Origin of the sequence: Sphingomonas sp. SRS2 (genome assembly GCF_000971055.1) — a bacterium.
GTDB lineage: Bacteria > Pseudomonadota > Alphaproteobacteria > Sphingomonadales > Sphingomonadaceae > Rhizorhabdus.
The window spans coordinates 97200-119721 of record NZ_LARW01000040.1; the positions used below are offsets into that span (position 1 = coordinate 97200).

The following is a 22522-nucleotide window of genomic DNA, read 5'->3' on the forward strand; positions in this document are numbered from 1 at the left end:
CACCAGGCGTGATGCCGGGCATGTGTCCGGCATCCGCCGCGCACGACAGACGCGGCGGGCAGGGAGCCCCCTCCGCCGCATGACCCCCGCGCCTATCCTCGTGCTTATCGTCAATTACCGCACGGCCGCGCTGACCGTTCAGGCGGTCGAGGCGATCCTGCCCGAGCTCCGCGACCGGGGTGACGCATCGATAGTGATCGTCGACAACGGATCGAATGACGGTTCGGCCGAAGCGATCGCTACCGCAATCGAAGATTTGGACGCACAGCACATATGCTTCCTGCTCGCGCTCGACGCCAATCTCGGCTTCGCGGGAGGAAATAATGCGGGACTCGGCCATTATCGGCGCATAGTCCATGCGGCAGGACGCCAAGCCTGGCCAATTTATGTGTGGCTGCTGAACCCCGACACAATCGCCGAATATGGAGCGCTGGGAGCGCTAACCGAATTTTTGGAGGGGAAGCCCGAAGCGGGCCTCGCGGGTGGACGCTGCCGACGCCAGGACGGCAGCATTCGGCATAGCGCCTTTCGATTCCACACGCCGATCGGCGAGTTCCTTACGGCGCTTGATGTTGGCCTGTTGCGCCGCCTGCTGGCGCGCCATCACATCCTTCTGTCGATTGGCGACGAACCATTGCGCGCGGAATGGCTGTCGGGTTCGCACCTGTTGATCCGAGGTAGCGTGATCGAACGGATCGGTCTGCTGGATCCACGCTATTTCCTCTATTTCGAGGAGACGGATTATTGCGCGCGGGCGACGGAGGCGGGATTCGAAGCCTGGCACGTTCCCGCGAGCCAGATCGTTCACCTCGGCGGTCGGTCCACCGGCCTGACCGAGTTCGACCCCGCCCTGCGTCAACCACATTACTGGTTTGAGTCGCGCGCGCGATTTTTCCTGCGTCGCCATGGCGTAGCTGCAACGCATCTCGCCAACCTTCTCTGGCTGCTGGGCACGCCTGTCGGCGCCTCGTGGGCTTTGCTGCGGGGCCGACCGCGGCGCGATCCGGCTCGGCTCTGGTGGGATTTCTTGGTTAGTAATTACGGACGTAACGGCCTGATGTATCGCACCGCTGGAATCGCCGCCTAGCTGACCCGCGCTGCTGCAGCGAGTTCGGCATTCCGCTTCGCCGACGCAGCGAGCGTTTGCCGCAGCAACGCCTTGAGCGCGTCGCGATCATCGAGGACATTAAGACCCTCACGGGTGCTGCCGCCCGGACTCGCCACCCGATCGGCCAGCACCGCCGGACTCTCGCTCGATTGCGCGGCGAGCAGACCGGAGCCCTTCACCGTCGCCGTTGCCAGCCGCAGCGCCTGATCACCTGGCAGGCCCAAAGCCTCGCCTGCTTCCGCCATCGCATCGATGAACCGGAACAGGAAGCCTGGGCCACAACCCGACAATGCGGTCACGGCATTGAACAGACCTTCCTCATCGATCCATTCGACCATGCCGAGCGGCGTCACCAGAGCGGCGGCCTCGGCTCGAACCTGGTCATCGGCATCGCCGGAGTAGAGTGCAGTTACCCCTTCACCAATCGAAACCGGCAGATTGGGCATCGCACGCACCGTATATCTGGCGGAAAAGACGGAACCCAGCGTGCTGGTCTCGACACCGGCCAGGATCGATAGCACCAGGCGCGGTGCGCCGGGCTTGTCCGCGAAAATATTGCGTACGGCGTCCAGCTGCTGGGGCTTCACCGCAAGGACGAGGATGTCGGGTTGATCCGCGCCGACGGGAATATCCCGAAGCAAAGTCACATTGTCGGGAAGGCTTTCGGCAAAGGGGTCGATGACGGTGATCGGCCGATTCCAGCCCTCAGAGGAGAGCCAGCCTCGCAACATCGCTCCACCCATATTGCCAGCGCCAATAAGCCAGAGAGAGCCCTCAGCCATGATTTCAAGCCTCGCCCTGAGTCTCGATCATCGCGGCGGCGATGGCTTCCTGCGGCGTCTTGTCGCTCCATAGAACAAACTGAAACACGGGATAGAAGCGCTCGCATTCGTCGATGGCGGTCTCGATCAGCGTCTCAGCCTGATCGAGCGTCAACGTCGCCTCTTCGCCCAGTGCGTCAAGCAGCGCGGCATGACGGAACAGCACCATTGACGAGCTCGTCCACATCTCGAAATGGCCGAGCCACAGTTGCTCGTTGATCAGTCCTATCGTCTCGTACATTGCCGATTTCTTGTCAGCAGTGACGCGGATATCGGGCAATGCCAGAAATTGAAGGACGCGATCCTCGTCGCGCCACACCGCGCGCAATTCATATTGCGCCCAGCTGCCCTGATATTGGGCGACGATCTCCTCGTCGCCAGCGCGCTGGAATTCCCATCCACGCGCTGCGAAATATTGCTCGAGCATGTCGATCGGTGCGCTGAGATCGCGCGAAGATTCGAAGTCGTCCACGTCCATTAGGGCCTAACTCCCTGGCCTGACCGGCTTTCCGTGGCCCGGAACAGCGGCCAGTTCAACCCGGTGCTGCCACAAAACTGTGGATAGCTGCGCTTCAGCTGCCGGCCTTGTCTTTCGAGGAAGCTAGCGAATCGACCTTTGCCTTCAGCGCGTCGACCTCGTCCCGCGCGGCGCTGGCCATGGCCTTTACCGCCTCAAATTCCTCGCGGCTGACCAGGTCGAGCCCGCCGATCCATTCCTTGACCCGCTCCTTGAACGCGCCTTCCGCCTCGCGTCCCATGCCGGCCAGCGTCCCGGCGGCGCCATTCATCATCTTCACGAAATCATCGAACAGGCGGTTTTCGGACTGCATGGCTTCTTCCTCTTTGCCGCCGTCGGGCGGCCTCATTGAATGATGATCTGGGTATTACCTGTCCGCGGGACAAGGGTAAGCCCATTGGGATTGAGTTGGTGGACCTGCCAGTTGAGCACTGCGGCGAAAACCAGCCAGGCCAGATAGGGAACCATCAGCCAGCCGGCCAATGGCCTTATCTTCCAGAACATTAGCGTGGCCAACCCGGCCCATAGGAATATGGCGACGATCAGTCCAAAAGCGAGCATGATCCGGTGCATCGCGAAGAATACGGGCGACCATGCGAGATTGAGCGCCAGTTGGACGAGGAAGAGGAAGATCGCGATCCCTCGCCCCTTTGCTCCGCGCGCGTTGAGGATGATCGCCAGCGCGAAGCCGATCATGATGTACAGCACCGACCATGCGAAGGGGAATACCCAGCCAGGGGGCATGATCGGCGGCTTCACCAGCCGATCGAACCAGAGATTGCCATAGCCCGAGTCACCGATCTTGGCCGACAGCATGCCTAGCAACAGGATCGCGGGCACCGTCACCAGCGCCCAGCGTATGAAGGAGCTTCGCAATTGCCCCGGTGATGCAGCTTCGCCCATCAAAAACCCTTCGCGAAGAGGTGTGTCATACCCCCGCCGTGCCGCTCATCGATCCGGCAGAACAAATGGCGGCGTCAATCGCTCCCACGGACAGCGCCCATAAGGAACTCGACATTTCCCTCCGGCCCCGTGATGGGGCTCCGCGTGACGCCGCTGCATCGCCAGCCCTGGCTCTCGATCCAGACTATGGCGTCGGCGCAAACCCGATCATGAATCTGCGGATCGCGCACAACGCCACCCTTTCCAACCTCATCGCGCCCCGCCTCGAACTGCGGTTTGATGAGGGCAACAAGTCGAGCGCCCACTTTTGCGAAACGTAGCGGCGCCAGCAGCACCTTGGCGAGCGAGATGAAACTCGCGTCGCAGACTATGACGTCGATCGGTTCGGGAATCTCGGCGGCAGTCAGGTTGCGTGCGTTTGTCTGCTCATGGACGACGACACGAGGATCGCTCCGTAATTTCCAGGCAAGCTGGTTCGTGCCGGAATCCACGGCATAAACCCGCGTCGCCCCGCCGCTAAGCAGCACATCCGTGAAACCTCCGGTGGAAGACCCTACGTCGATCGCCGCCGCCCCATCGACTGCCCAACCAAAATGCGACAGGCCGTGAGCCAGCTTGACCCCGCCTCGCGAAACCCAGGGATGATCCCGCCCCCGCACGTCGATAGGGGCATCCGCCTTGATGGCCTGCCCCGCCTTCTCGACTTTGCGCTCACCGGAAAAGACCAGCCCCGCAAGGATCAACGCCTGCCCCCGCGCACGGCTTTCCACCAGGCCCCGATCAACCAGCAACTGATCAGCGCGTATGCCCGCTGCCATGCTTGCCTCTAGGAAATGGTGGGCGGTGACGGGCTCGAACCGCCGACCCGCTCGGTGTAAACGAGCTGCTCTACCACCGTGGAATTCTCTTAGCCAAAACATCACGCCGATGTCAAGAACAAAAATAGAACATTCGACGGGCTATCACGCCGCCTTGCGCGCCTCGTTCGCCACATCGCGCCGCACCACCGGCCGGAACGCGATGCACAGCTTATACGCCCCCTCGCCCACCGCCGACTGCGCGGGCACAAGCAGCGCCGCACCCTCCGCACAGCGGAACAGGTCGCCCGCGATCGCCTCCATGCCCTCCTGGACATAGGGCGCGTTGAGCTCGGCCTTGTCGCTCATGCTATGCTCCTCGGCCTGAATCTCGATCGGCTGAAAGCTGACATCCTCGATCTGTACGGCCTCATAAAGCCCACCGAACAATATCGCGACGGTCAGGTCACCGCGCATCGGCACGGTCAGCCGATAATAGCCGTCATGCGTTGGATAGGCGTCGACATCGACCATGCAATCCTCGCACGCATTGGCCAGGATCACCGGCACGGGCACCCCGCCCGCCAAAAAATCGGCCTCGCGCACGTCGAGAGCGCCGCGCACGATTCCGAACAGCGCCAGGTTGAGCGCCAGCCCCTGATCCTGCAATTCGCCAGGCAGGTACATGCGCGCCGTGCTCTGCACATAATGCATGCCCCGCCGGCGCAGGCCCCGCGTCGCGCGCGACGTGTCGAGCATCTTCATATGGCTGGACGACCCCATATTGGCGTCATGGGTGAAGTCGCCGATCACAGCCACCTCGTCAGCCGATGGCAGATACATGAAGCGCGCGAGGATCGCCGCCGCATTCCGTCGCCGGCAATCATCGTCGTCGGATGCGGCGCCACGTCCCATCGCCGTAGCGGCCTTACCATAAGCGATAGCGCCAGCCTGGATGCGGTCGCGCGTGATGCTTTGCGCCCCCTTCTCGGTCGGCTTCTCGTGGATCGTCTTGCCATTGGGATGATAGTCGACCACCGACCCCTTGGCCTGCGTACAGATCTGCTCGATCACCGCAATCGACGATCCAAGCGCCTTCAGCGTCTCGCGGCCATAATGGCGCTTGTCGAAATAGCCCTTCTTGTCGGCCCCGCTCGGTTCATATTCGAGCAACAGCAGATAGCGTCCGGCGGACTCGACGTTCATCCGTGCCTTGAGCAGCGGAGCGATCCGGTCCTGGACGGTCCCATTATAGCCGAGGTCGATCAACAGGGCCATGTCGCCATCTTCGAGCCCCGCACGTCGCACATGCGCGATTAGCCGGTCGGCATAGCGCGCCGATCGCCGAACGATCTTTTCCGCCGTCTCATCCTCGCAGGCGAGCTTCTCGAGGTCGAGCGCGTCGCCGCCCGCTCCCACCAGCTTCTTCACCTCATGCGGTTCGAGCAGCAATTGCCCGGCCAGCACGTCGAGGCGATGCTTGCCCGCATCGCGCTCGACCAGCGCCCGCACCGCAGCCGCGTCCATCAACCCGGCCCGCGCCGCGGTCAGCCGACTGATCGAGACCTCGTTCGTGGCAATCTCCGATCCCAGCGTCTCAAACATCTTCATCGGAAGGAAGCCGTCGCGCATCAGGAACAGCGGCTTGACCGGACGCCCGCTGCGCTCGGCCAGCGCCAGCGCCTCGTCGCGGACCCACTCGATAAAGCCGTGCAACATCGGCCCGATCACATCATGCCCAAGCGAGAAAGCAGGCTCCTGCTCCTCGCGTAGCGAGACGAGCGGCCGGTGCGGCTGCATCGCGGGCACTGTCTGGCGCGTCGCCGGATCGATGATCACTGCCGCCATCGCTTCATGCCGCAGCCGGGTTTCTGCAGCCTCGTCGAATTGCCTGAAATGCGCGGTCGCGACGCCCAGCGCTGCCGGCGCATGCTGATCCGCATGGATATTGTCGCCAAGGTGCAGGATCGCCCTGGGCGTCATGCCCAGTGCCTTGATAACCGGCCCGAACAATCCCTCGCTCTTGCTCAGCCCATGCTCCGACGAGGTGAAGACATGATCAATCGCATCGGCGATCTCGCTACCGGCCGCGCGCAGGATCAACTCGCGCAGCTGTGTTGCGCTGAAATAGGTGTCGCTGACGATGACAACTTTCAGCCCGCGTCGCTTGGCGTCGCGGACCAGCGCGGCGACCGGCGCGAAGGCGAAACAATGCCTGGCCTCCCCATCGAATTCGCCCTGTACCGCCGCTGCGATTGCCGCCGCATCGCCCCCCGGTATCAGGCGCGCATGGATCAGTTCGATCGGAACCTCGTTACGGCCCGCTCTGGACATCTGGTTTTCGCGCGCCTTGCGCTCGGCGCGGACGCGCGGTTCGATCGAGCCTCCCTCGATCCCCAGTTCGACGAAGATATCGGACGGCGCCTGCGTATTGCGCCACAGCAGCGTATCGAAGCAATCGAGCGACAGGACTTCCACGCCCTCGGGCGCCTGATCGAGCAGGCTGGGGATTTGCTGCGCTGAAACGCTGATCTTCATGGCCATCCATCCGCGGAGGAGTTGTCCGTCCGCTATCGCCGATCGATCTTACTATCCCGTTAACCATGAGCTCCGGCGCGGCGCGACGGTCGGTCTCACTATTGCATGAAGGTTCGAAGCGCCTAAGAATGGCTGAATCGGTTGGACGCAACCCCCTGTCCGATCGCCTGTGAGACACATGACCGACCGATCGACTTTCGACACATATGGCATCGAGCACCGCTACCAGCTGCTGGTCAACGCGGTTAGCGACTATGCCATCTATATGCTCGACCCCGACGGGCGGATCGCGACCTGGAATCCGGGCGCCCGCCGCTTCAAGGGCTATGAGGCCGAAGAAATCATCGGCGAGAATTTCTCGCGCTTCTTCACGCCGGAGGATCAGGCCAGCGAAGTGCCACGGCAAATCCTGGCCACTGCTGCACGCGAGGGCCGCTATGAGGCCGAAGGCCAGCGTGTTCGCAAGGACGGAAGCCTGATCTGGGTGCATGTCGTCATCGATCCGATCGTCGGCGACGACGGCGCACTGCTCGGCTATGCCAAGATCACCCGCGACGTCACCGCCCGGCGCGAGGCGGATCAGGCGCTCTTCGCCGCCGAACAGCGCTTTCGCATGCTGGTGCAAGGGGTGCGTGATTACGCGCTCTATATGCTCGATCTCAATGGTGTCGTCAGCAACTGGAACACCGGCGCGGAGGCGATCAAAGGCTACCACGCCGGCGAGATTGTCGGGCAGCATTTCTCTCGCTTCTATACCGAAGAGGATCGCACGCGGGGCGAACCTGCGCGTGCGCTGAACACCGCATTGCGCGAAGGCCGGTACGAAACCGAGGCGCAACGCGTCCGCAAGGACGGCTCGAATTTCTGGGCGCACGTCGTAATCGATCCGATCCACGACGAGGCAGGCCAGCCGATCGGCTTTGCCAAGATTACCCGCGACATTACCGAGAAGCGCATCGCCCAGAAGGAACTGGAAGACGCCCATGCCGCGCTCTTTCAGTCACAGAAGTTGCAGGCGCTGGGCGAGCTGACCGGCGGCATCGCGCATGACTTCAACAATTTGATGACCGTAATCAGGGGCTCGGCGGAGCTACTCGAGCGCGACAACCTCACGCCGGAGAAGCGTCGCCGCTACATCCGCGCCATCGCCGAAACCGCCGATAAGGCCGCAGCGCTCACCACCAAGCTGCTCGCTTTCGGCCGTCGCCAGGCGCTGCGCCCCGAGGCGATCGACCCCGCTACCCGCCTGGACGCCTTCGGCGAGGTGCTCGCGCGCACTATCGGCAGCAAGATTCGCGTGGAGCTGCGGCTCGAGCCCGATCTCTGGCCGATCGAGGTCGACGTGGCAGAGCTGGAGACCGCCCTGCTCAACGCCTGCTTCAACGCGCGCGACGCGATGCCCGATGGCGGCGTCGTCACTATCTCGGCGTATAACGTACCGGCCGAAGACGCGCTGTGCATTGCCATCGCGGATACGGGCCAGGGTATCGAGCCCGAACATCTCGAACGTGTCTTCGAACCCTTCTTCACCACCAAGCCAGTCGGCAAGGGCACCGGCCTCGGCCTCAGCCAGATCCATGGCTTCGCCGCGCAGACCGGCGGACGCGCCTATATCGATTCCTGGCCGGGCGAGGGCACCACCGTCTTTCTTCACCTTCCCCGGACCGACAAGCCGGTGACGGCGAGCAGCACACCCCGGACGGCAATAGCGAACTGGGATCGGCTCGACGTCCTGCTGGTCGAGGACAACGATAATGTCCGCCGTTTCGCCCGCTCGATGCTTAAGGAATTGCGCGCCGAAGTAATCGAGGTAGCTTCCGCGGAAGCCGCGCTCGCGATTCTCGCCGACCGCAATTTCGATCTCGTCTTCTCGGACATCGTCATGCCGGGTATGAGTGGCCTGGATCTCGCTCGCCGCCTGCGCGAGACCAGCCCCGGCCAGCGCGTCCTCCTCGCCACCGGCTACAGCCGCGAGGTCGCCGCCGGCGAGGCTGCGGGCTTCCATCTCGTCCAGAAACCCTATGGCGCTGAATCGCTCACCACCGCGATCTCGTTGGCGCTCGCGGAGTAAGTGACGGAGATCACCTCGCGTCACCGTTCCCTTCATATCATATTGACCCGGAACCGACGGAAAACTCCTTATGGAATTTTAACGCTTGTCGGCTGATAGTGGTTCGGGGAAGTAACGAATTACGTAAGGGAAATTGCATGGAGCGGTCGGTGTCGGGCGACGACTTTACCGCACACCGCATGTCGGCGGAACGCTGGTCCCTCCTGACGACTGCGATCGAACAATTCGGTAGCGCGCGGACACTCGACAAGGTGATCGACATCCTGCGCAGCACCGCGCGCCGCATCGCCGGCGCGGACGGCATCGCGATCGTCCTGCCCGAAAACGGACAGTGCCATTATCTTGCCGAAGACGCGATGTCCCCGCTTTGGGCGGGACTGCGCTTCCCGCTGCACAGTTGCATTTCGGGCATGGCGATGACGCAACGCCAGAGCATTGTCATCCCCGATGTCATGGCCGATTCACGCGTGCCGCATGCCGCCTACGAGCCGACCTTCGTCCGCAGCATGGTAATGGTGCCGATCGGATCCCCGGACTCTGTCGCTGCCATCGGCGCTTATTGGTCGACGACCGGCAACCCTGATCCGAATGCGATCGCCTTGCTTGAGGCGTTGAGCCGCGCCGCCACCACTGCCCTCGAAAACGGCCGCCTGCTTGCTTCGCTGGAACAACTGAACAACGCGCTCGAAAGCCGCGTGGTCGAACGCACCGCCGAACTCGAACGCACGCAGGAAATCGCGCGTCAGGCGCAGAAGATGGAAGTCGTCGGTAAGCTTACCGGCAATGTCGCGCACGATTTCAACAATCTGCTGACCCCGATCATGGGCAGCCTCGACCTCCTTCTCCTGAAGCGTGTCGCCACCGACAATGTGCTGCGCAGCGCCACGGTGGCGATGGATGCCGCCGAGCGCGCCAAGCTCCTGATCCAGCGGCTGCTCGCCTTTGCGCGCCGCCAGCCGCTGATCCCAAAGCCGGTCGACATCTTGGAACTCTCTTTGGGCATGAAGGACTTGCTGATTAGTTCGCTCGGCGCACGCATCACGCTGACGCTCGATGTCGCTCATGGCCTGCCCAGTGCGCGGGCCGACCGGCACCAGCTTGAACTGGCGCTGCTCAACCTTGCCGTCAATGCGCGCGACGCGATGCCCGACGGTGGAAGTCTGACGATCGCGGCTAGCGACGGCGATGGCCAGGAACGTCCGGCCAACCTTCCGCAGGGTGCTTATCTCCGCATCTCGATCCGCGACAACGGCATGGGCATGGACGAAACCGTCCTCGCCCAGGCGGTTGAGCCCTTTTTCACGACAAAGGGCGCCGAACACGGCACCGGTCTTGGCCTGTCGATGGTCGACGGCCTTGCCGCGCAGCTTGGTGGTGCGCTGCAGATTTTCAGCACTCCGGGTGCCGGCACGGAGATATTGCTATGGCTCCCCGTTGCGCAGAATGCGGCGGCGATCGACGAGGCCCGGCTGAACGATCCGCCCAAGGGCACCATCCTCGTCATCGACGACGAACCGGTCGTCCGCTCGGGCACGGCGGAAATGATCGCCGCAATGGGCTATGACGTCGTCGAGGCGGCCAGCGCGCGTGAAGGCCTCGACCTGATCGATGACGGCCTCGATCCGACCGTCGTCGTCACCGATCATGTCATGCCGGGAATGACCGGGGCGGAACTCGCACTCCGGCTGCGTGTCGAACGGCCGCGCACCGCGGTGATGATAATCTCGGGCTATCAGGGCATTGATCTGATCGCCCCCGATGTCGTCCGCCTCTCCAAGCCCTTCCGCCAGATTCACCTGACGGCTAGCATCGCCGCCGCGCGCCAGCAGGTCGCGGCCTAGCGGATTACTTGCCCGTGCACGGCCCGATGCGCCGGCCCACGCTCGTGCTCGACAACCGCATGCTCATCCGTCCGCTCATCACCGCGTTCGACGTCATGTTGAAGCTCGTCGGCGTATAGCTACCATTGGCCCGGGCCGTCATCGTCCCGCCATTTTGCGAGCAGCTCATCTCGGTCGAGATCACCCCGCCCTTCATCGAATATTTGGTGAAGCGGCATGACGGGTTCTGCTTGAGCATTTCCTGTGGGCCCTGCGCCGCCTGCTCGGGCGTGATGCAATAGGTCATCCGGGTCTTGCCGTTGCTCGCCATCTGGCTCTTCATCATCTGCGCGACCTGCGGCGGCGCACCCGGCATGTCGATCGAATTGATCGCCGTGCTTGCCTCCCACTGTCCCGGCTGCACCTGCGCCTGTACGGCGGTCGGCGCGATCAGCAGACAGGCATATATCGCAAAGGTCCGGTGGTTCATGCGATCCTCCTATATCGTGGTGCCCGACCGATAATCTTCGATATCCGGACTATCGCATGTGCTCTGGCTCACATCTCCGCGATTCCGCCCCTCAGATAAAATAGCACACAAAGGGGCTGATACAATTTGCGACAAATTTACCTGCCTGCCGGCAAACATCTGCGACAGCCGGGGTCCACTTTCTCCTCAACGCCGCTGCTGGCGTAACGTGAAGGAGAAGACCCATGAAGAAGTTCGTCATCGCCGCGCTCGCTGCTTCGGTTGCCGCCAGCCCGGTTCTCGCCGCTCCCTGGAACAATGGCAATGACGGCCATGGGCGCTACGAGCAGCGCCACGATAATAGCCGCTACGAACAGCGTAATGACAATCGCCGCTATGATCGTCACGACAATCGCCGCGACAATCACCAGTATCGCAGCTGGAAGAAGGGTCAGCGTTTCGACAGCCGCTATGCCCGCAACTATCGGGTAATTTCGGGTCCGAACCGCTACCATCTCCGCCCCGCCCCCCGCGGCTATCGCTGGGTCCAGTCGGGCAATGATGCGGTGATGGTCAGCATCACCACCGGTGTCATCGCCGCCGTGATGGCCAATATCCTCAACTAAGCAGCCGACAGGTCCCGGGGCGAAAGCTCCGGGGCCTTCGCTTTGTCCCTAACCACGGCTAGATCTGATCCGATGGCAGACGAACCTCATATCCTTCTGGTCGATGACGAGCGCGATATCCGTGATCCGCTCGCATCCTATCTCGGCAAGAACGGCATACGCGTCACCAAGGCCGATAGCGCCGCCGCCGCGCGGGAGATTCTCGCGGTCCATGCGATCGATCTCGTGCTGCTCGACATCATGATGCCCGGCGAGGACGGCATCTCGCTCGCCGGCTTCATTCGCGCCACCTCGGCCACGCCGGTCATCCTGCTTACGGCCAAGGCCGAGGAGCTGGATCGCGTGCTCGGGCTGGAGATCGGCGCGGACGATTATGTCACCAAGCCCTTCTCGCCCCGCGAGTTGCTTGCCCGGATCAAGGCGGTTCTGCGCCGCACCTCGGGCGGCGGCGCGGCGGCGGTGCACGCTCCCGACGCCGCCGGCTATGCATTTGGCGGCTGGGTATTGCGCACCGGAGAGCGCGAGCTGGTCGATGCCGAGGGCGTTGCTGTGCCGCTGTCGACTGGCGAATATAACCTGCTCCACGCCTTCGTAACCCATCCGCGTCGCGTGCTCACCCGCGATCAGCTGCTCGATCTCAGCCAGGGCCGCGAACTCGCGGCCTTCGAACGCAGCATCGACAATCATATCAGCCGCCTGCGCCGCAAGGTCGAAGCCGATGCCGCCGATCCCACGCTGATCAAGACCGTGTGGGGCGGCGGCTATATGCTCGCGGCCGAGGTTCGCCGGATATGAGGCGTTTCCTGCCGCGCAGCCTCGCCGGGCAGATGGCATTGCTCATCGGCATCGCCCTGCTCGTCGCCCAGCTCGCGAATTTCGCGCTGATCCTCAACGAACGCGAAAAGCTCAGCCTGGCCCAGAACGAGGCCCCTGCCCTCGCCGGCTTCGCCCGCACCGCCGCGGACGTCGCGAAGGCCGCACCCGAATTCGTGCCGGCGGTCATTGAGGATAACAGCCGGCGCGGCGCCCGCTTCGCGCTGGCGGCCGACAGCGGGATCGCAGAACGCGAACGTGACGCCGACCTCGAAACGCAAAGCCGTGATGCGCTGACCGCCGCCGCCGCGCCCCTCAACGGCCTGCGCGCCGCACGAGGTCCCGGGCGCGTCGAGCAGCGCCGCTGGTCGGCCAATGTCGATTTCCTGCGCATCGCCATTCAGCGCCCCGATGGCCAGTGGTTTACCGGTCGCCTCGTCGTTCCTCGTCGAGACCCGCTACTGGCCCTGCGGCTGGGCGCGGCGACACTGTTCCTCTATCTCATCGTCCTCGGCGCGAGCATCTGGATCGCGCGACGCATAGCCCGGCCCTTGCGCGATCTGACCAGCGCTGCGGACCGCTTCGCCGGCAAGTCCGATCCCGTCGAGATCACCCCCCGTGGCCCCGACGATGTCGCCCGCGCAATGGCGGCCTTCAACGCCATGAACCGCCGCGTCATCGCGCTGCTCGACGAAAAGGATCATATGCTGGGTGCGATCGGCCACGACCTGCGTACCCCGCTCGCCTCGCTCCGCATCCGCGTCGAGACGATGGAGCCCGAGGAAGACCGCGCCGCCGCGATCGCCAAGATCGAGGAGATGACTGCGATGCTCGAGGACATCCTGATCCTCGCCCGCACCGGCCGCACGCGCGAGGATAGTCGTCCGGTCGATATCGCAGCCCTCGCCGAAAGCCTTGTCGATGAATATCACGATCTGGGTCAGCCGGTCGCTTTCCTGCCATCTCCCCGCGCGGTTGCGGCGGTCCAGCCTGATCTGATGCGCCGCGCCCTGCGCAATCTGATCGACAACGCCGTCAAATATGGCGGCGGCGCGGAGGTCTCGGTCGCGTCCGGCGCGATCAGCGTCGTCGATCACGGCCCCGGCATTCCGGCGTCGGAGATGGACGCCGTCCTGCGCCCCTTCCATCGCCTCGAACAGTCGCGCAACCGTGACACCGGCGGCAGTGGCCTCGGCCTCGCCATCGCCCGCAGTATCGTTGAGGCGCAGGGCGGCGAATTACGGCTGAAACCGTCGGAGCCGACCGGCCTGACGGTTTCGATCTTGCTGCCTCGAAAGGCTTGATCAGGCGGCTCTTGCTCACAGCGCGGCTTCCACTTCATCCGCGCCAACCCCTCTTATCTACATCACAGGCAGACCAATATTAACCTGTGTCAAGGCGATTGCCGGGAACCCCCGCCATGCGGCGTCCGTTCTTCCCTCAGACAAGAAATTGATAATTCGGGAAGAATGATGGCCAGCCGATATAATCACGATCGGGAACCGCGCTCGCAGTTTCTGACCGATAGCTTTCAGCGCGGCCTCGCTCATTGGAATCGGGAAAGGCTAGCACCAGGCTTTCCAGAGGGCGATTGGCATGTGCGTCTTGAACGCGACATGAAGATGTTGCGTCTGGAACGCGGCTTTGTAGAAGAACTTCGCGCCGATATCGCCGACGATGCCGCCAAGGCGCCAACCGATGCCGATGGCTTCGTCGCGTGGTTCGAGAATCTGAAGGAAGAAGGGCCCGGTCAGGGCGACCCGCTGTTCCCCTGGCTCGCCGACCATGCCAGCCGCGACGAACTTCGATGGTTCTTCGAACAGGAAGCCGCTGGTGAAGCCGGATTCGACGATCTTGTCGCCTATACCCAGGTGAAGCTGCCGGTTCCCGCCAAACTCGAACTCGCCCGCAACTATTGGGACGAGATGGGACGGGGCAACCGCGCCGGCATGCACGGGCCGATGCTCGATGCGCTGGTCGAGACCATGGCGGTCGATCCGGTGATCGAGAAGACCGTCTGGCAGAGTCTCGCCCTCGCCAACGCGATGACCGCCATGGCTACCAGCCGCGATCATGCCTGGCACTCGATCGGTGCGCTCGGCGTCATCGAGTTGACCGCGCCAGGACGGTCGGCGATGGTGGCGAAAGGCCTGCGCCGTATCGGCCTGTCCGACAAGGAGCGCCGCTATTTCGATCTCCATGCCGTGCTCGACGTCAAGCATAGCGCCGACTGGAACCGCGAGGCTCTGCGCCCGCTCGTCGAGGAAGATCCCCGCCGTGCTACCGCAATCGCCGAAGGTGCGCTCATCCGGCTGCGCTGTGGCGCACGTTGCTTCGATCGCTATCGCGAAGCGCTCTGGGCTGACCGCACCTGATGCGGAGGCAATGACGCGGTGAGCTTGCCGCTCCGCATGTTCTTCGCCCTTGCCCTTGGTTTGGGCGGGGGCATTTTCATAGCGGGGTGGGGGACCGAAAGCACCGAAACACTCCTCGCCCTCGCCCGCCCTGTCGGCGCTATCTGGCTCAATGCGCTGACGATGACGATCGTCCCGCTCGTTTTCGGATTGGTCGTAAATGGGATTGCTACTGCGGCGGCCGAGGCAAAGGCCAGCCGCATCGCCTTTCGGTCAATCTTGTGGTTCGCGATATTATTGACACTCGCCTGCACGCTGTCGGTCATCCTGACGAGCAGCCTGTTGCATCTCTGGCCGATCCCCGAACAGGCTGCGTCCCTGCGAACAGCAGCGGGCCCGGTTCCGATCGAAGCTCCGGCCGCCACCGGCCAATGGTATGAAGGCATTATTCCCGACAATCCGATCAGGGCCGCCGCGGAAACCGCAATGGTCCCGCTGGTGGTTTTCGCCTTGCTGTTCGGCTTCGCGCTGACTCGCATCGAAGCGCCATTGCGCGACGCGATGCTGACCCTCACCGAGGCATTGGTACAGACGATGCTGGTGCTGGTTCACTGGGTGCTTTGGCTCGCGCCATTGGGTATTGCCGCTCTGTCCTTCGTCGCCGGAGTCAATATGGGCAGCGCCGTGGCGGGCGCGCTCGCCCAATATATCGTGATCGCCTCGGCGGCTTGCCTCATCGCCACCGCCATGGCCTATCCCGTCGCGATACTGGCGGGGCGCATCGCTCCGCTGCACTTCGCACGGGGCGCCATTCCGGCGCAGACCGTGGCGCTTAGCACCCAGAGTTCGCTCGCATCGCTTCCGATCATGATCGACAGCGCGCGCGCCATTGGCGTCCAGCCGCAGACGGCCGGCGTAGTCCTGCCCCTCGCCGCCTCACTGTTCCGTGCGGCCAGCGCCGCCGCCAACGTCGCAGTCGCCATTTACCTCGCACATCTTCATGGCGTGGAACTGTCCTTGCCGATGCTCGTCATCGCCGTGCTTGTCGCCGTCCCGGTCAGTCTTGCGGCGGTCGGTGTCGCTGCACAGGTCTCCTTCGTGGCAACGATCGCACCGATTTGCGCCGCTTTGGATGTGCCTATCCATGTCCTGCCATTATTGATGGCGGTGGAAACTATTCCCGATTTCTTCCGGACCTTGGGCAATGTCACCAATGATCTCGCCGTCGCCAAAATTGTCGGCAGCGACGACAGAGAGCCTGGTTCAACTATCTGATTGTTAACCTGAAAAAGCTCAGCGCGTTATTCGCCCTCAGTGTACGGGCACAGTGTAGACGGCAACTTCTTCTGCCGCATCACCGACTTCGACCAAGGTCTAATGCGGCGTTAACCATTTGTTTGCTGGATTCCCGCCAAACAGGTCTCCGAAAGGAGTTAATATCATGGGAAGCACCCTCGCCGCCGCCGCAATCTTCAACGCCAGGGACAGCGATGCCCTGCTCGATCTCGGCTTCGCCTGTTCGACCGGGACCCGGGGCATGTCGATCGATCTGGTCAGTGCGCATCAGTGGTTCAACCTCGCCGCACTCGCCGGCTCGGAAGAAGCGCAATATTGCCGCGCCGACATCGCCGATCAGATGAGCAACCGCGAGATCGCCGAAGCCCAGCGTCGTGCCCGCACATGGCTCGCGAGCCACGCCGCGCATTGACCGGGATTTGATGCCCGCCAATGGCGACTAGAGAATATCGGCTTCGTTGACGACCGGGCGGCTCTCGCGCGTCGCGCGCGCCTTGCTTTCCGGCTTGTCGGGTTCGGATATCAGGAAGACGTGGTCGTCATGGACCTCGGCCAGGGTTCCCATGAAGGGGAAGCCCTCCAGACTGCCCGTCACGCGATAACTCACGATGTCGCCGACTTTGAACGTCGCCGGATCGAAATTGAATTCGAACGGGCAGCTGCCATCGCCCATATTCTGCATGACGATCTCTCCTCCACCTGAAGTATAAGTAACGCCATCGCGCTATCAAGTCGCGAAACCCCTTGCCCGCCGCGACCATTGATCGGACAATCCCGACATATCCTCATCCGGGACATGCCGATGCGCCGCAGAACCTTCCTCTCCACTCTCCCCGCCGCCGCGGTCGCGCTGCCGGCCTTCGCCCAGCGCACCGCGCCTGTCGGCCCCACCCGTTGGGCATCGGGCGAAGACCGCTTCACCCGCACCGATATTCGCGGCGGCGACCGCCCGGTCGGCGCCAGCTTCGCCTCCCGGACCGCTGTCTACGGCATATCGGGCGCAGCCGGTACCTCGCATCCGCTCGCCACCCAGGCCGGTATCGAAATCCTAAGGCGCGGGGGTTCGGCGGTCGATGCCGCGATCACGATCAACGCCTGCCTAGGCCTGCTCGAGCCCACAGCCTGCGGCATCGGTGGCGATTGCTACGTGATGCTATGGGACCCGAAGGTGAAGAAGGTTGTCGGCCTCGCCGGCTCGGGTAGCTCTCCGGGCGGGCTAAGCCTTGATACCGTCCGCTCGCGCGCGAAAAACGGGGCGCTGCCTGCCTATGGCGCGATCTCGGTATCGGTGCCGGGCACCGTCGATGCCTGGTTCATGCTACACGCCCGCTACGGCAGGCTCAAATGGGCCGATCTGTTCGATCCCGCGATCGAGCTTGCCGAACATGGCGCTCCTGTGCCCGACATGATCGCCTATTATATCCGTCGCAGCCTGATCAACTTCCGCAAGGCCGGTGCGGGGATCGAGGAGATAGACAACGCGATCCGCACCTACGCGATGGACGGGGATGGCCCCAAGGCTGGCAGCGTATTCCGCAACCCCGATCTCGCCCGCACCTACCGCGCCATCGCGAAGGGCGGCCGCGACGCCTTCTACAAGGGCGATATAGCGAAGACGATCGACGCCTACTTCCGGCGGATCGGCGGCTGGCTTCGTCGGGAAGACCTCGCCGCGCACAAGGGCGAATGGATCGAACCTCACAAGACCGATTATCGCGGCGTCGGTGTCCATGCGCTTGGCGCAAACACCCAAGGCATCGCCACGCTCCAGATGCTCAACATCCTCGAACATTTCGATCTGGAGGGCGCCGGGTTCCAGTCGGCCCGCTCGATCCATCTACAGGCCGAAGCCAAGCGCCTCGCCTATGAGGACCGCGCCCGCTACTATGCCGATCCGCGCTTCGCACAGGTCCCCACCGAATGGCTGGTCTCGAAAGACTATGCCGCCGAACGCGCGAAACTGATCCGGCCCGACAGCATCATGAAGACGGTCCGGCCGGGGCAGGCCCCTTCAAAGGGCGACACCACCTATTTCACCTGCGCCGACAAGGACGGGATGATGGTGTCGATGATCCAGTCGAATTTCCGCGGCATGGGATCGGGTCTCGTCGCCGACGGCCTCGGTTTCATGTTCCAGGATCGCGGCCAGCTCTTCTCCCTGCAAGATGGCCATCCAAACATCTACGCGCCCGGCAAGCGCCCCTTCCAGACGATCATCCCCGGCTTCGCGACGCTGGGCGACGACCCGTGGATGAGCTTCGGCGTGATGGGCGGCGACATGCAGCCGCAGGGCCAAGCCCAGATCATCATCAACCGCCGCGACTATGGGCTGGAAATCCAGTCGGCGGGTGACGCCCCGCGCTGGCACCATGAAGGCTCGTCGCAATCGATGAGCGAGGATAGCCCCGACCTCCCCGCCACCGGCCTGCTCCGCCTCGAGAACGGGGTGCCGGAAACGACCCACCTCGCGCTCGCGAACATGGGCTGGACGATCGGAGCCTCCGACGGCGGCTTCGGCCGTTACCAGTGCATCGAGCGACGCATGGACAGCAACTACCGTGTCTACGCCGCCGCTAGCGAGATGCGCGCCGATGGATGCGCTTTGGCTTATTAGGACATCTTAGTATCGCAATTGCTTATCCGCCATAACGAATACCGAGAAGCAGCAATGCTCCGACCAGCGACAATCCATAAAAACTGATCGCCAACCCTCTTGCCGTGGGGCTCATCCTATAATCCGGTTCTTGCGACGATGTGTAACTGTGATGAATCACCCAAACCATGCCTATCGCGGCTCCCACCGCCACATCGCCCCAGGACATTCGCGCAAAAAGGCTGAATACTGAAAGCAAGCAGACAAGACTGAACGATACATGATCAAACGCGCGCCACTTTATCATTTTGCCCTCTTCTGCGACCGTCGCATCTTTTCTAATTCATACGCCTGCTTTGCCCCGGTTGTGACCGGCATAAGCTGCGCAGCTCCAAGAGCCATTGCTCCGTTCCGAAGAGCAAAGCCCACACCGCCGCCCGCCAGCGCCAGATCCTTGACAACGCCGACCTTGTTAATTTTGGTGGCGTCAATAACCTTTTGATAGTTGGGGTTTTTGATAATTTCTCCTTGAGTATTCAAAACAAGCCGCCCGGATTTGTCGCCAGCCCAAACCTTCACGCCCTCAGGGATTTCATATCGACCGTTTGCAGGAGTCGCTGCATCTGGGTTCGGCACGGTTTTTAACGCCTGCCCATCACGCTGCCCTTGGGACCGCATTACGTCATAACCATTCCAACTTGAATTGCCGAGTTCGGCCACTTGAATGGGCGCCTCTTGCCCAAGGCGCCCGATGACCTTGAGTTCGTCCGCATGCGTGCGATCCAGATCATCCCAACTAAGGATCCCTGCCCCCGCGCCCTGGCCGATATTTTTCGGACCTTCGGGTTGAGCCGCATCATTGTCCTCATCCAGATAGATAACGTTCCAATCCTCATCGACCCTGAAGGGCCGGCGCGCTTTGCCGTCCGGTCCCGGCAGCGAACGAATATGCGCATATCGATCAAAAGCCACGTCACCCTCCCAATCTCAAATAGAACATAGTGTGAACAAATATAATCCTACATTGCAAGCGCTTTTTCGGGCCGCCCCCGCCGCCGCCAATAATCCCCCACATCCCGCCGCAATTCCCCCGCGCACAGGAACAGCGCGATCACATTGGGGATCGCCATCAGGAAGAAGCTGCTGTCGATGATATCGATCACCCGGCCGAGGTCGATCACCGCGGCAGGCGGGAGCAACAGGACATAGAGAATCTTGTACGACCATTGCGCCCGGTCGCCATGGCCGAAGAGATAGCCCCAGGCCTGCAATCCATAAAAGCCCCACGCGACCAGCGTCGAATAGGCGAACAGGAACACCACCACCGCGAGCAGGTAGGGGAACCAGCTCGATACCTGTCCAAAGGCCGCGCTGGTAATCTGGATGCCCTTCAGCCCGGCATCGTCCCACGTCCCCGCGACGACCAGCGCTAGCCCGCCGAAGGCGCAGACGATCATCGTGCCGAGTAGCGGCTCGAGCAGCGCGACCATCCCCTCGGACACTGGCTCGTCGGTTCGCGCAAGGCTGTGCGCCATCACCGCCGATCCGACCCCCGCCTCGCTGGCGAACACCGCGCGGCGCATCCCCGCGACGAAAGCGCCGACCGCGCCGCCGGTCGCAGCCTCGCCGCTCCACGCGCCCTGCCAGATGCGCACCAGCGCCTCGGGCACCTCGCCCGCGTTGAGGATCAGGATCGCCGCGACGCCGGCGAGATAGACCGCGACCTTGAGCGGGGTCAGCCGCTTCGAAACCTCACTCAGCCAATGCGCGCCACCCAGCGTCACCAGCGCCACGCTGAACGCGAGGAAGATGCCATACGCCCATCCATTGTCGATCCCGGTGACGGTGCTGACCTGCGCGAAGCTCTGGTTGACCTGGACCATCGGGATCGCCCCGAACAGCGCGAAGAACGCATAGAAGCCGCCAAGCGCCAGCCCCAGCTTCGGCCATCCCTTGCGGGTCAGCACGGCCTTCAGCACATACATAGGCCCGCCATGGACATGGCCGCGCTCGTCGGTGACGCGATATTTCAGGCCCAGCGTAACCTCGGCCATCTTCACCGTCATCGCGAACCAGCCGATGACGAACATCCACAATATCGCACCCGGCCCGCCCATCGTCAGCGCGACCGCGACGCCCGCGATATTGCCGAGACCGATCGTCCCCGCCAGTGCGGTGGTCAGCGCCGCGAACTGGCTGACGTCGCCCTTCGCCTCGCCCTCGTCCGGCTGGCGCCGCAGCACGGCAAAGGCATGACCAACGCAGCGGATATTGGGGAAGCCGAGCCACAGCGTGAAGAACAGCATCGGCACCGCGAGATAGAGCACGATGAGCTCGATCTGCACCCCGAACAGCGGCAGTTTGAAGAACACCGCGCCCGTCAGCGCATCGACGATGCGGTTGAAGCTTTCCATCAGGTCAGCATGCGGTCTGCTTCCTGCAGAGTCGACAACCTTCGCATAAAGCTAATCTCGGCGTGCGGTGATATCCGGTTGTTTTTACTACCGATAGTAGGGAATACTCTCCCTTTTGGTAGTAAATATATTGGAACAGCTTTTGGCCGGACAACGGTACTTTCCGCTGCTATGCGAACGACATGGTTCCACGGCTCGGTCCCCTCAAATTGAAGGCGCAGATATTCTGCGGCGATGAACCCGCCATGGGCCCGGGCAAGGCCGACCTGCTCGAAGCGATCGATCGCGAGGGATCGATCTCAGCGGCGGGACGTGCGCTCGGCATGAGCTATCGACGGACTTGGCTGCTAGTCGACAGCATGAACCGCTGCTGGGTCGACAAGCTGGTCGACACGACTCCCGGCGGCGGCCGCGAAAAGGGCGCGCGGATCACAGCGTGCGGCAAGCAGGTCCTCACGGCTTATCGCGCGCTCGAACAGAGCCTTCTCGACACCGCCGATGCCGGGCAGCTCGACGGGTTCGCCGCATTGTTGCGCAAGGAACCCCTTCCTCCCAGCTAAGCCGCCTTGCCATATACAATGGAATATAGCATTGCCGCGCGGCAGACTGTTGCCGAAGGAAACCCCATGCACATCGCCTCCATTGCCAGCCGCTGCCTGACGGTGGTGGCGGCACTGATCGCCCTCCCCACCTTCGCCGCCGAAACTCACGTCGCAGTCGCCGCCAATTTCAGCGAACCGGCCAAACAGATCGCTACGAGCTTCGAGAGGGCCACGGGCCATAGGGCAGTGCTCGCCTTCGGCGCATCGGGTGCGTTCTATACCCAGATCAGCCACGGCGCGCCGTTCGAGGTCTTTCTGTCGGCTGATGCCGAGCGCCCGGCCAAGGCGGAGAAGGAAGGCCTCGCCGTCCCGGGCACCCGCTTCACCTATGCCGTCGGCAAGCTCGTCCTCTATTCGGCGGTCCCCGGCCTCGTTGACAGCAAGGGCGCGATCCTGGCGTCCGGTAGGTTCGACAAGATCGCGATCGCCGATCCCGCCACCGCGCCCTATGGCGTCGCCGCGATCAAGACGATGCAAAGACTTGGGCTCCATGGCGCGCTCAAGTCGAAGCTCGTCACCGGCAGCTCGATCGCCCAGACCTATCAGTTCACCTCCACCGGCGCGGCGCAGCTCGGCTTTGTCGCGCTCAGCCAGGTGATCACTGTCTCCGGAGGCTCGCGCTGGATCGTGCCGGCCAGGCTTCACACGCCGATCGATCAGCAGGCTGTCCTGCTCAAGACCGGTGCGCAGAATCCCGCCGCCACCGCCTTCGTCAAATATCTGAAAAGCCGCGCCGCCCTCGCCATCATCCGGCGCTATGGCTACACGATCAGATAGCTG

The 22522-nt window shown here is 63.0% G+C and carries 22 protein-coding genes; 12 read left to right on the forward strand and 10 right to left on the reverse strand.

Annotated features, from left to right (window positions below; all coding sequences use genetic code 11):
- The first annotated feature begins 79 nt into the window (after positions 1–79).
- Positions 80–1087: a glycosyltransferase family 2 protein gene (locus WP12_RS01155; protein WP_046191916.1), complete on the forward strand. Its 1008-nt coding sequence runs from the start codon at positions 80–82 to the stop codon at positions 1085–1087.
- On the opposite strand, the gene proC is transcribed toward WP12_RS01155, so the two are convergent.
- The 6 genes from proC to WP12_RS01185 all read right to left on the reverse strand — a co-directional run bounded on the left by proC (position 1084) and on the right by WP12_RS01185 (position 6684).
- Entirely contained in the window at positions 1084–1890 is an 807-nt protein-coding gene (gene proC, locus WP12_RS01160; protein ID WP_046191917.1) for a pyrroline-5-carboxylate reductase, read from the reverse strand. The two genes, WP12_RS01155 and proC, sit on opposite strands and share 4 nt — an antisense overlap.
- 4 nt (positions 1891–1894) lie before the next feature.
- Positions 1895–2407, reverse strand: a complete 513-nt coding sequence (locus WP12_RS01165; protein WP_046191918.1) for a YbjN domain-containing protein — start codon at positions 2405–2407, stop codon at positions 1895–1897.
- A 94-nt stretch (positions 2408–2501) separates the two neighbouring features.
- Positions 2502–2759, reverse strand: coding sequence for an accessory factor UbiK family protein (locus WP12_RS01170; RefSeq protein WP_046192005.1), 258 nt, complete (start codon positions 2757–2759; stop codon positions 2502–2504).
- A 32-nt stretch (positions 2760–2791) separates the two neighbouring features.
- Positions 2792–3349: a TspO/MBR family protein gene (locus WP12_RS01175; RefSeq protein ID WP_046191919.1), complete on the reverse strand. Its 558-nt coding sequence runs from the start codon at positions 3347–3349 to the stop codon at positions 2792–2794.
- Between the two features lie 74 nt (positions 3350–3423).
- Positions 3424–4167 carry a TlyA family RNA methyltransferase gene (locus tag WP12_RS01180; RefSeq protein ID WP_046191920.1) on the reverse strand — a complete coding sequence of 248 codons (744 nt, stop codon included), beginning with the start codon at positions 4165–4167 and terminating at the stop codon, positions 3424–3426.
- Positions 4168–4311: 144 nt separating this feature from the next.
- The gene (locus WP12_RS01185) at positions 4312–6684 is read right to left on the reverse strand and encodes an HAD family hydrolase (protein WP_046192006.1); all 2373 of its coding nucleotides are present in this window, start codon (positions 6682–6684) and stop codon (positions 4312–4314) included.
- A gap of 178 nt (positions 6685–6862) precedes the next feature.
- On the opposite strand from WP12_RS01185, the gene WP12_RS01190 reads away from it, so the two are divergent.
- Both WP12_RS01190 and WP12_RS01195 read left to right on the forward strand, forming a co-directional pair.
- On the forward strand, positions 6863–8755 hold the full coding sequence (locus WP12_RS01190; protein ID WP_046191921.1) for a hybrid sensor histidine kinase/response regulator: 1893 nt from the start codon (positions 6863–6865) through the stop codon (positions 8753–8755).
- Positions 8756–8892: 137 nt separating this feature from the next.
- Positions 8893–10596: an ATP-binding protein gene (locus WP12_RS01195; protein ID WP_046191922.1), complete on the forward strand. Its 1704-nt coding sequence runs from the start codon at positions 8893–8895 to the stop codon at positions 10594–10596.
- 4 nt (positions 10597–10600) lie between these two features.
- Here the strand turns inward: WP12_RS01195 and WP12_RS01200 are convergent, their stop codons facing one another.
- The gene (locus WP12_RS01200) at positions 10601–11065 is read right to left on the reverse strand and encodes a DUF3617 domain-containing protein (protein WP_046191923.1); all 465 of its coding nucleotides are present in this window, start codon (positions 11063–11065) and stop codon (positions 10601–10603) included.
- 224 nt (positions 11066–11289) lie between these two features.
- On the opposite strand from WP12_RS01200, the gene WP12_RS01205 reads away from it, so the two are divergent.
- The 6 genes from WP12_RS01205 to WP12_RS01230 all read left to right on the forward strand — a co-directional run bounded on the left by WP12_RS01205 (position 11290) and on the right by WP12_RS01230 (position 16545).
- Positions 11290–11670, forward strand: coding sequence for an RcnB family protein (locus tag WP12_RS01205; protein WP_046191924.1), 381 nt, complete (start codon positions 11290–11292; stop codon positions 11668–11670).
- A gap of 72 nt (positions 11671–11742) precedes the next feature.
- A complete protein-coding gene (locus WP12_RS01210) occupies positions 11743–12465 on the forward strand; it encodes a response regulator (RefSeq protein ID WP_046191925.1) in 723 nt (240 codons plus the stop codon).
- Positions 12462–13787 carry a sensor histidine kinase gene (locus tag WP12_RS01215; RefSeq protein ID WP_046191926.1) on the forward strand — a complete coding sequence of 442 codons (1326 nt, stop codon included), beginning with the start codon at positions 12462–12464 and terminating at the stop codon, positions 13785–13787. Before WP12_RS01210 ends, WP12_RS01215 begins: the two co-directional genes overlap by 4 nt.
- A 168-nt stretch (positions 13788–13955) precedes the next feature.
- A complete protein-coding gene (locus WP12_RS01220; protein WP_046192007.1) occupies positions 13956–14858 on the forward strand; it encodes an iron-containing redox enzyme family protein in 903 nt (300 codons plus the stop codon).
- An 18-nt stretch (positions 14859–14876) separates the two neighbouring features.
- On the forward strand, positions 14877–16112 hold the full coding sequence (locus WP12_RS01225) for a dicarboxylate/amino acid:cation symporter (protein WP_046191927.1): 1236 nt from the start codon (positions 14877–14879) through the stop codon (positions 16110–16112).
- 166 nt (positions 16113–16278) lie between these two features.
- Positions 16279–16545 carry a hypothetical protein gene (locus WP12_RS01230; protein WP_046191928.1) on the forward strand — a complete coding sequence of 89 codons (267 nt, stop codon included), beginning with the start codon at positions 16279–16281 and terminating at the stop codon, positions 16543–16545.
- A gap of 27 nt (positions 16546–16572) precedes the next feature.
- On the opposite strand, the gene WP12_RS01235 is transcribed toward WP12_RS01230, so the two are convergent.
- Positions 16573–16815: a hypothetical protein gene (locus tag WP12_RS01235; RefSeq protein WP_046191929.1), complete on the reverse strand. Its 243-nt coding sequence runs from the start codon at positions 16813–16815 to the stop codon at positions 16573–16575.
- Between the two features lie 120 nt (positions 16816–16935).
- Here WP12_RS01235 and WP12_RS01240 point away from each other — a divergent pair, with 120 nt between their 5' ends.
- Positions 16936–18747: a gamma-glutamyltransferase family protein gene (locus WP12_RS01240; protein ID WP_046192008.1), complete on the forward strand. Its 1812-nt coding sequence runs from the start codon at positions 16936–16938 to the stop codon at positions 18745–18747.
- A 282-nt stretch (positions 18748–19029) separates the two neighbouring features.
- Here the strand turns inward: WP12_RS01240 and WP12_RS24640 are convergent, their stop codons facing one another.
- Together WP12_RS24640 and WP12_RS01255 are read right to left on the reverse strand one after the other, a co-directional pair.
- A complete protein-coding gene (locus WP12_RS24640; protein ID WP_152663846.1) occupies positions 19030–19698 on the reverse strand; it encodes a hypothetical protein in 669 nt (222 codons plus the stop codon).
- 47 nt (positions 19699–19745) lie between these two features.
- Positions 19746–21140, reverse strand: a complete 1395-nt coding sequence (locus WP12_RS01255; protein WP_046191932.1) for an alanine/glycine:cation symporter family protein — start codon at positions 21138–21140, stop codon at positions 19746–19748.
- 182 nt (positions 21141–21322) lie between these two features.
- Here WP12_RS01255 and WP12_RS01260 point away from each other — a divergent pair, with 182 nt between their 5' ends.
- Together WP12_RS01260 and modA are read left to right on the forward strand one after the other, a co-directional pair.
- Positions 21323–21700: a winged helix-turn-helix domain-containing protein gene (locus WP12_RS01260; protein WP_046191933.1), complete on the forward strand. Its 378-nt coding sequence runs from the start codon at positions 21323–21325 to the stop codon at positions 21698–21700.
- Positions 21701–21766: 66 nt separating this feature from the next.
- Positions 21767–22519: a molybdate ABC transporter substrate-binding protein gene (gene modA, locus WP12_RS01265; protein WP_046191934.1), complete on the forward strand. Its 753-nt coding sequence runs from the start codon at positions 21767–21769 to the stop codon at positions 22517–22519.
- The last annotated feature ends 3 nt before the right edge of the window (positions 22520–22522 follow it).

What these genes read in the sequence shown, in the direction of transcription:
- WP12_RS01155 (WP_046191916.1), top strand. Translation starts at nt 80, where the DNA reads ATGACCCCCGCGCCTATCCTCGTGCTTATCGTCAATTACCGCACGGCC.
- proC (WP_046191917.1), bottom strand. Translation starts at nt 1,890, where the DNA reads ATGGCTGAGGGCTCTCTCTGGCTTATTGGCGCTGGCAATATGGGTGGA.
- WP12_RS01165 (WP_046191918.1), bottom strand. Translation starts at nt 2,407, where the DNA reads ATGGACGTGGACGACTTCGAATCTTCGCGCGATCTCAGCGCACCGATC.
- WP12_RS01170 (WP_046192005.1), bottom strand. Translation starts at nt 2,759, where the DNA reads ATGCAGTCCGAAAACCGCCTGTTCGATGATTTCGTGAAGATGATGAAT.
- WP12_RS01175 (WP_046191919.1), bottom strand. Translation starts at nt 3,349, where the DNA reads ATGGGCGAAGCTGCATCACCGGGGCAATTGCGAAGCTCCTTCATACGC.
- WP12_RS01180 (WP_046191920.1), bottom strand. Translation starts at nt 4,167, where the DNA reads ATGGCAGCGGGCATACGCGCTGATCAGTTGCTGGTTGATCGGGGCCTG.
- WP12_RS01185 (WP_046192006.1), bottom strand. Translation starts at nt 6,684, where the DNA reads ATGAAGATCAGCGTTTCAGCGCAGCAAATCCCCAGCCTGCTCGATCAG.
- WP12_RS01190 (WP_046191921.1), top strand. Translation starts at nt 6,863, where the DNA reads ATGACCGACCGATCGACTTTCGACACATATGGCATCGAGCACCGCTAC.
- WP12_RS01195 (WP_046191922.1), top strand. Translation starts at nt 8,893, where the DNA reads ATGGAGCGGTCGGTGTCGGGCGACGACTTTACCGCACACCGCATGTCG.
- WP12_RS01200 (WP_046191923.1), bottom strand. Translation starts at nt 11,065, where the DNA reads ATGAACCACCGGACCTTTGCGATATATGCCTGTCTGCTGATCGCGCCG.
- WP12_RS01205 (WP_046191924.1), top strand. Translation starts at nt 11,290, where the DNA reads ATGAAGAAGTTCGTCATCGCCGCGCTCGCTGCTTCGGTTGCCGCCAGC.
- WP12_RS01210 (WP_046191925.1), top strand. Translation starts at nt 11,743, where the DNA reads ATGGCAGACGAACCTCATATCCTTCTGGTCGATGACGAGCGCGATATC.
- WP12_RS01215 (WP_046191926.1), top strand. Translation starts at nt 12,462, where the DNA reads ATGAGGCGTTTCCTGCCGCGCAGCCTCGCCGGGCAGATGGCATTGCTC.
- WP12_RS01220 (WP_046192007.1), top strand. Translation starts at nt 13,956, where the DNA reads ATGGCCAGCCGATATAATCACGATCGGGAACCGCGCTCGCAGTTTCTG.
- WP12_RS01230 (WP_046191928.1), top strand. Translation starts at nt 16,279, where the DNA reads ATGGGAAGCACCCTCGCCGCCGCCGCAATCTTCAACGCCAGGGACAGC.
- WP12_RS01235 (WP_046191929.1), bottom strand. Translation starts at nt 16,815, where the DNA reads ATGCAGAATATGGGCGATGGCAGCTGCCCGTTCGAATTCAATTTCGAT.
- WP12_RS01240 (WP_046192008.1), top strand. Translation starts at nt 16,936, where the DNA reads ATGCGCCGCAGAACCTTCCTCTCCACTCTCCCCGCCGCCGCGGTCGCG.
- WP12_RS01255 (WP_046191932.1), bottom strand. Translation starts at nt 21,140, where the DNA reads ATGGAAAGCTTCAACCGCATCGTCGATGCGCTGACGGGCGCGGTGTTC.
- WP12_RS01260 (WP_046191933.1), top strand. Translation starts at nt 21,323, where the DNA reads ATGGTTCCACGGCTCGGTCCCCTCAAATTGAAGGCGCAGATATTCTGC.
- modA (WP_046191934.1), top strand. Translation starts at nt 21,767, where the DNA reads ATGCACATCGCCTCCATTGCCAGCCGCTGCCTGACGGTGGTGGCGGCA.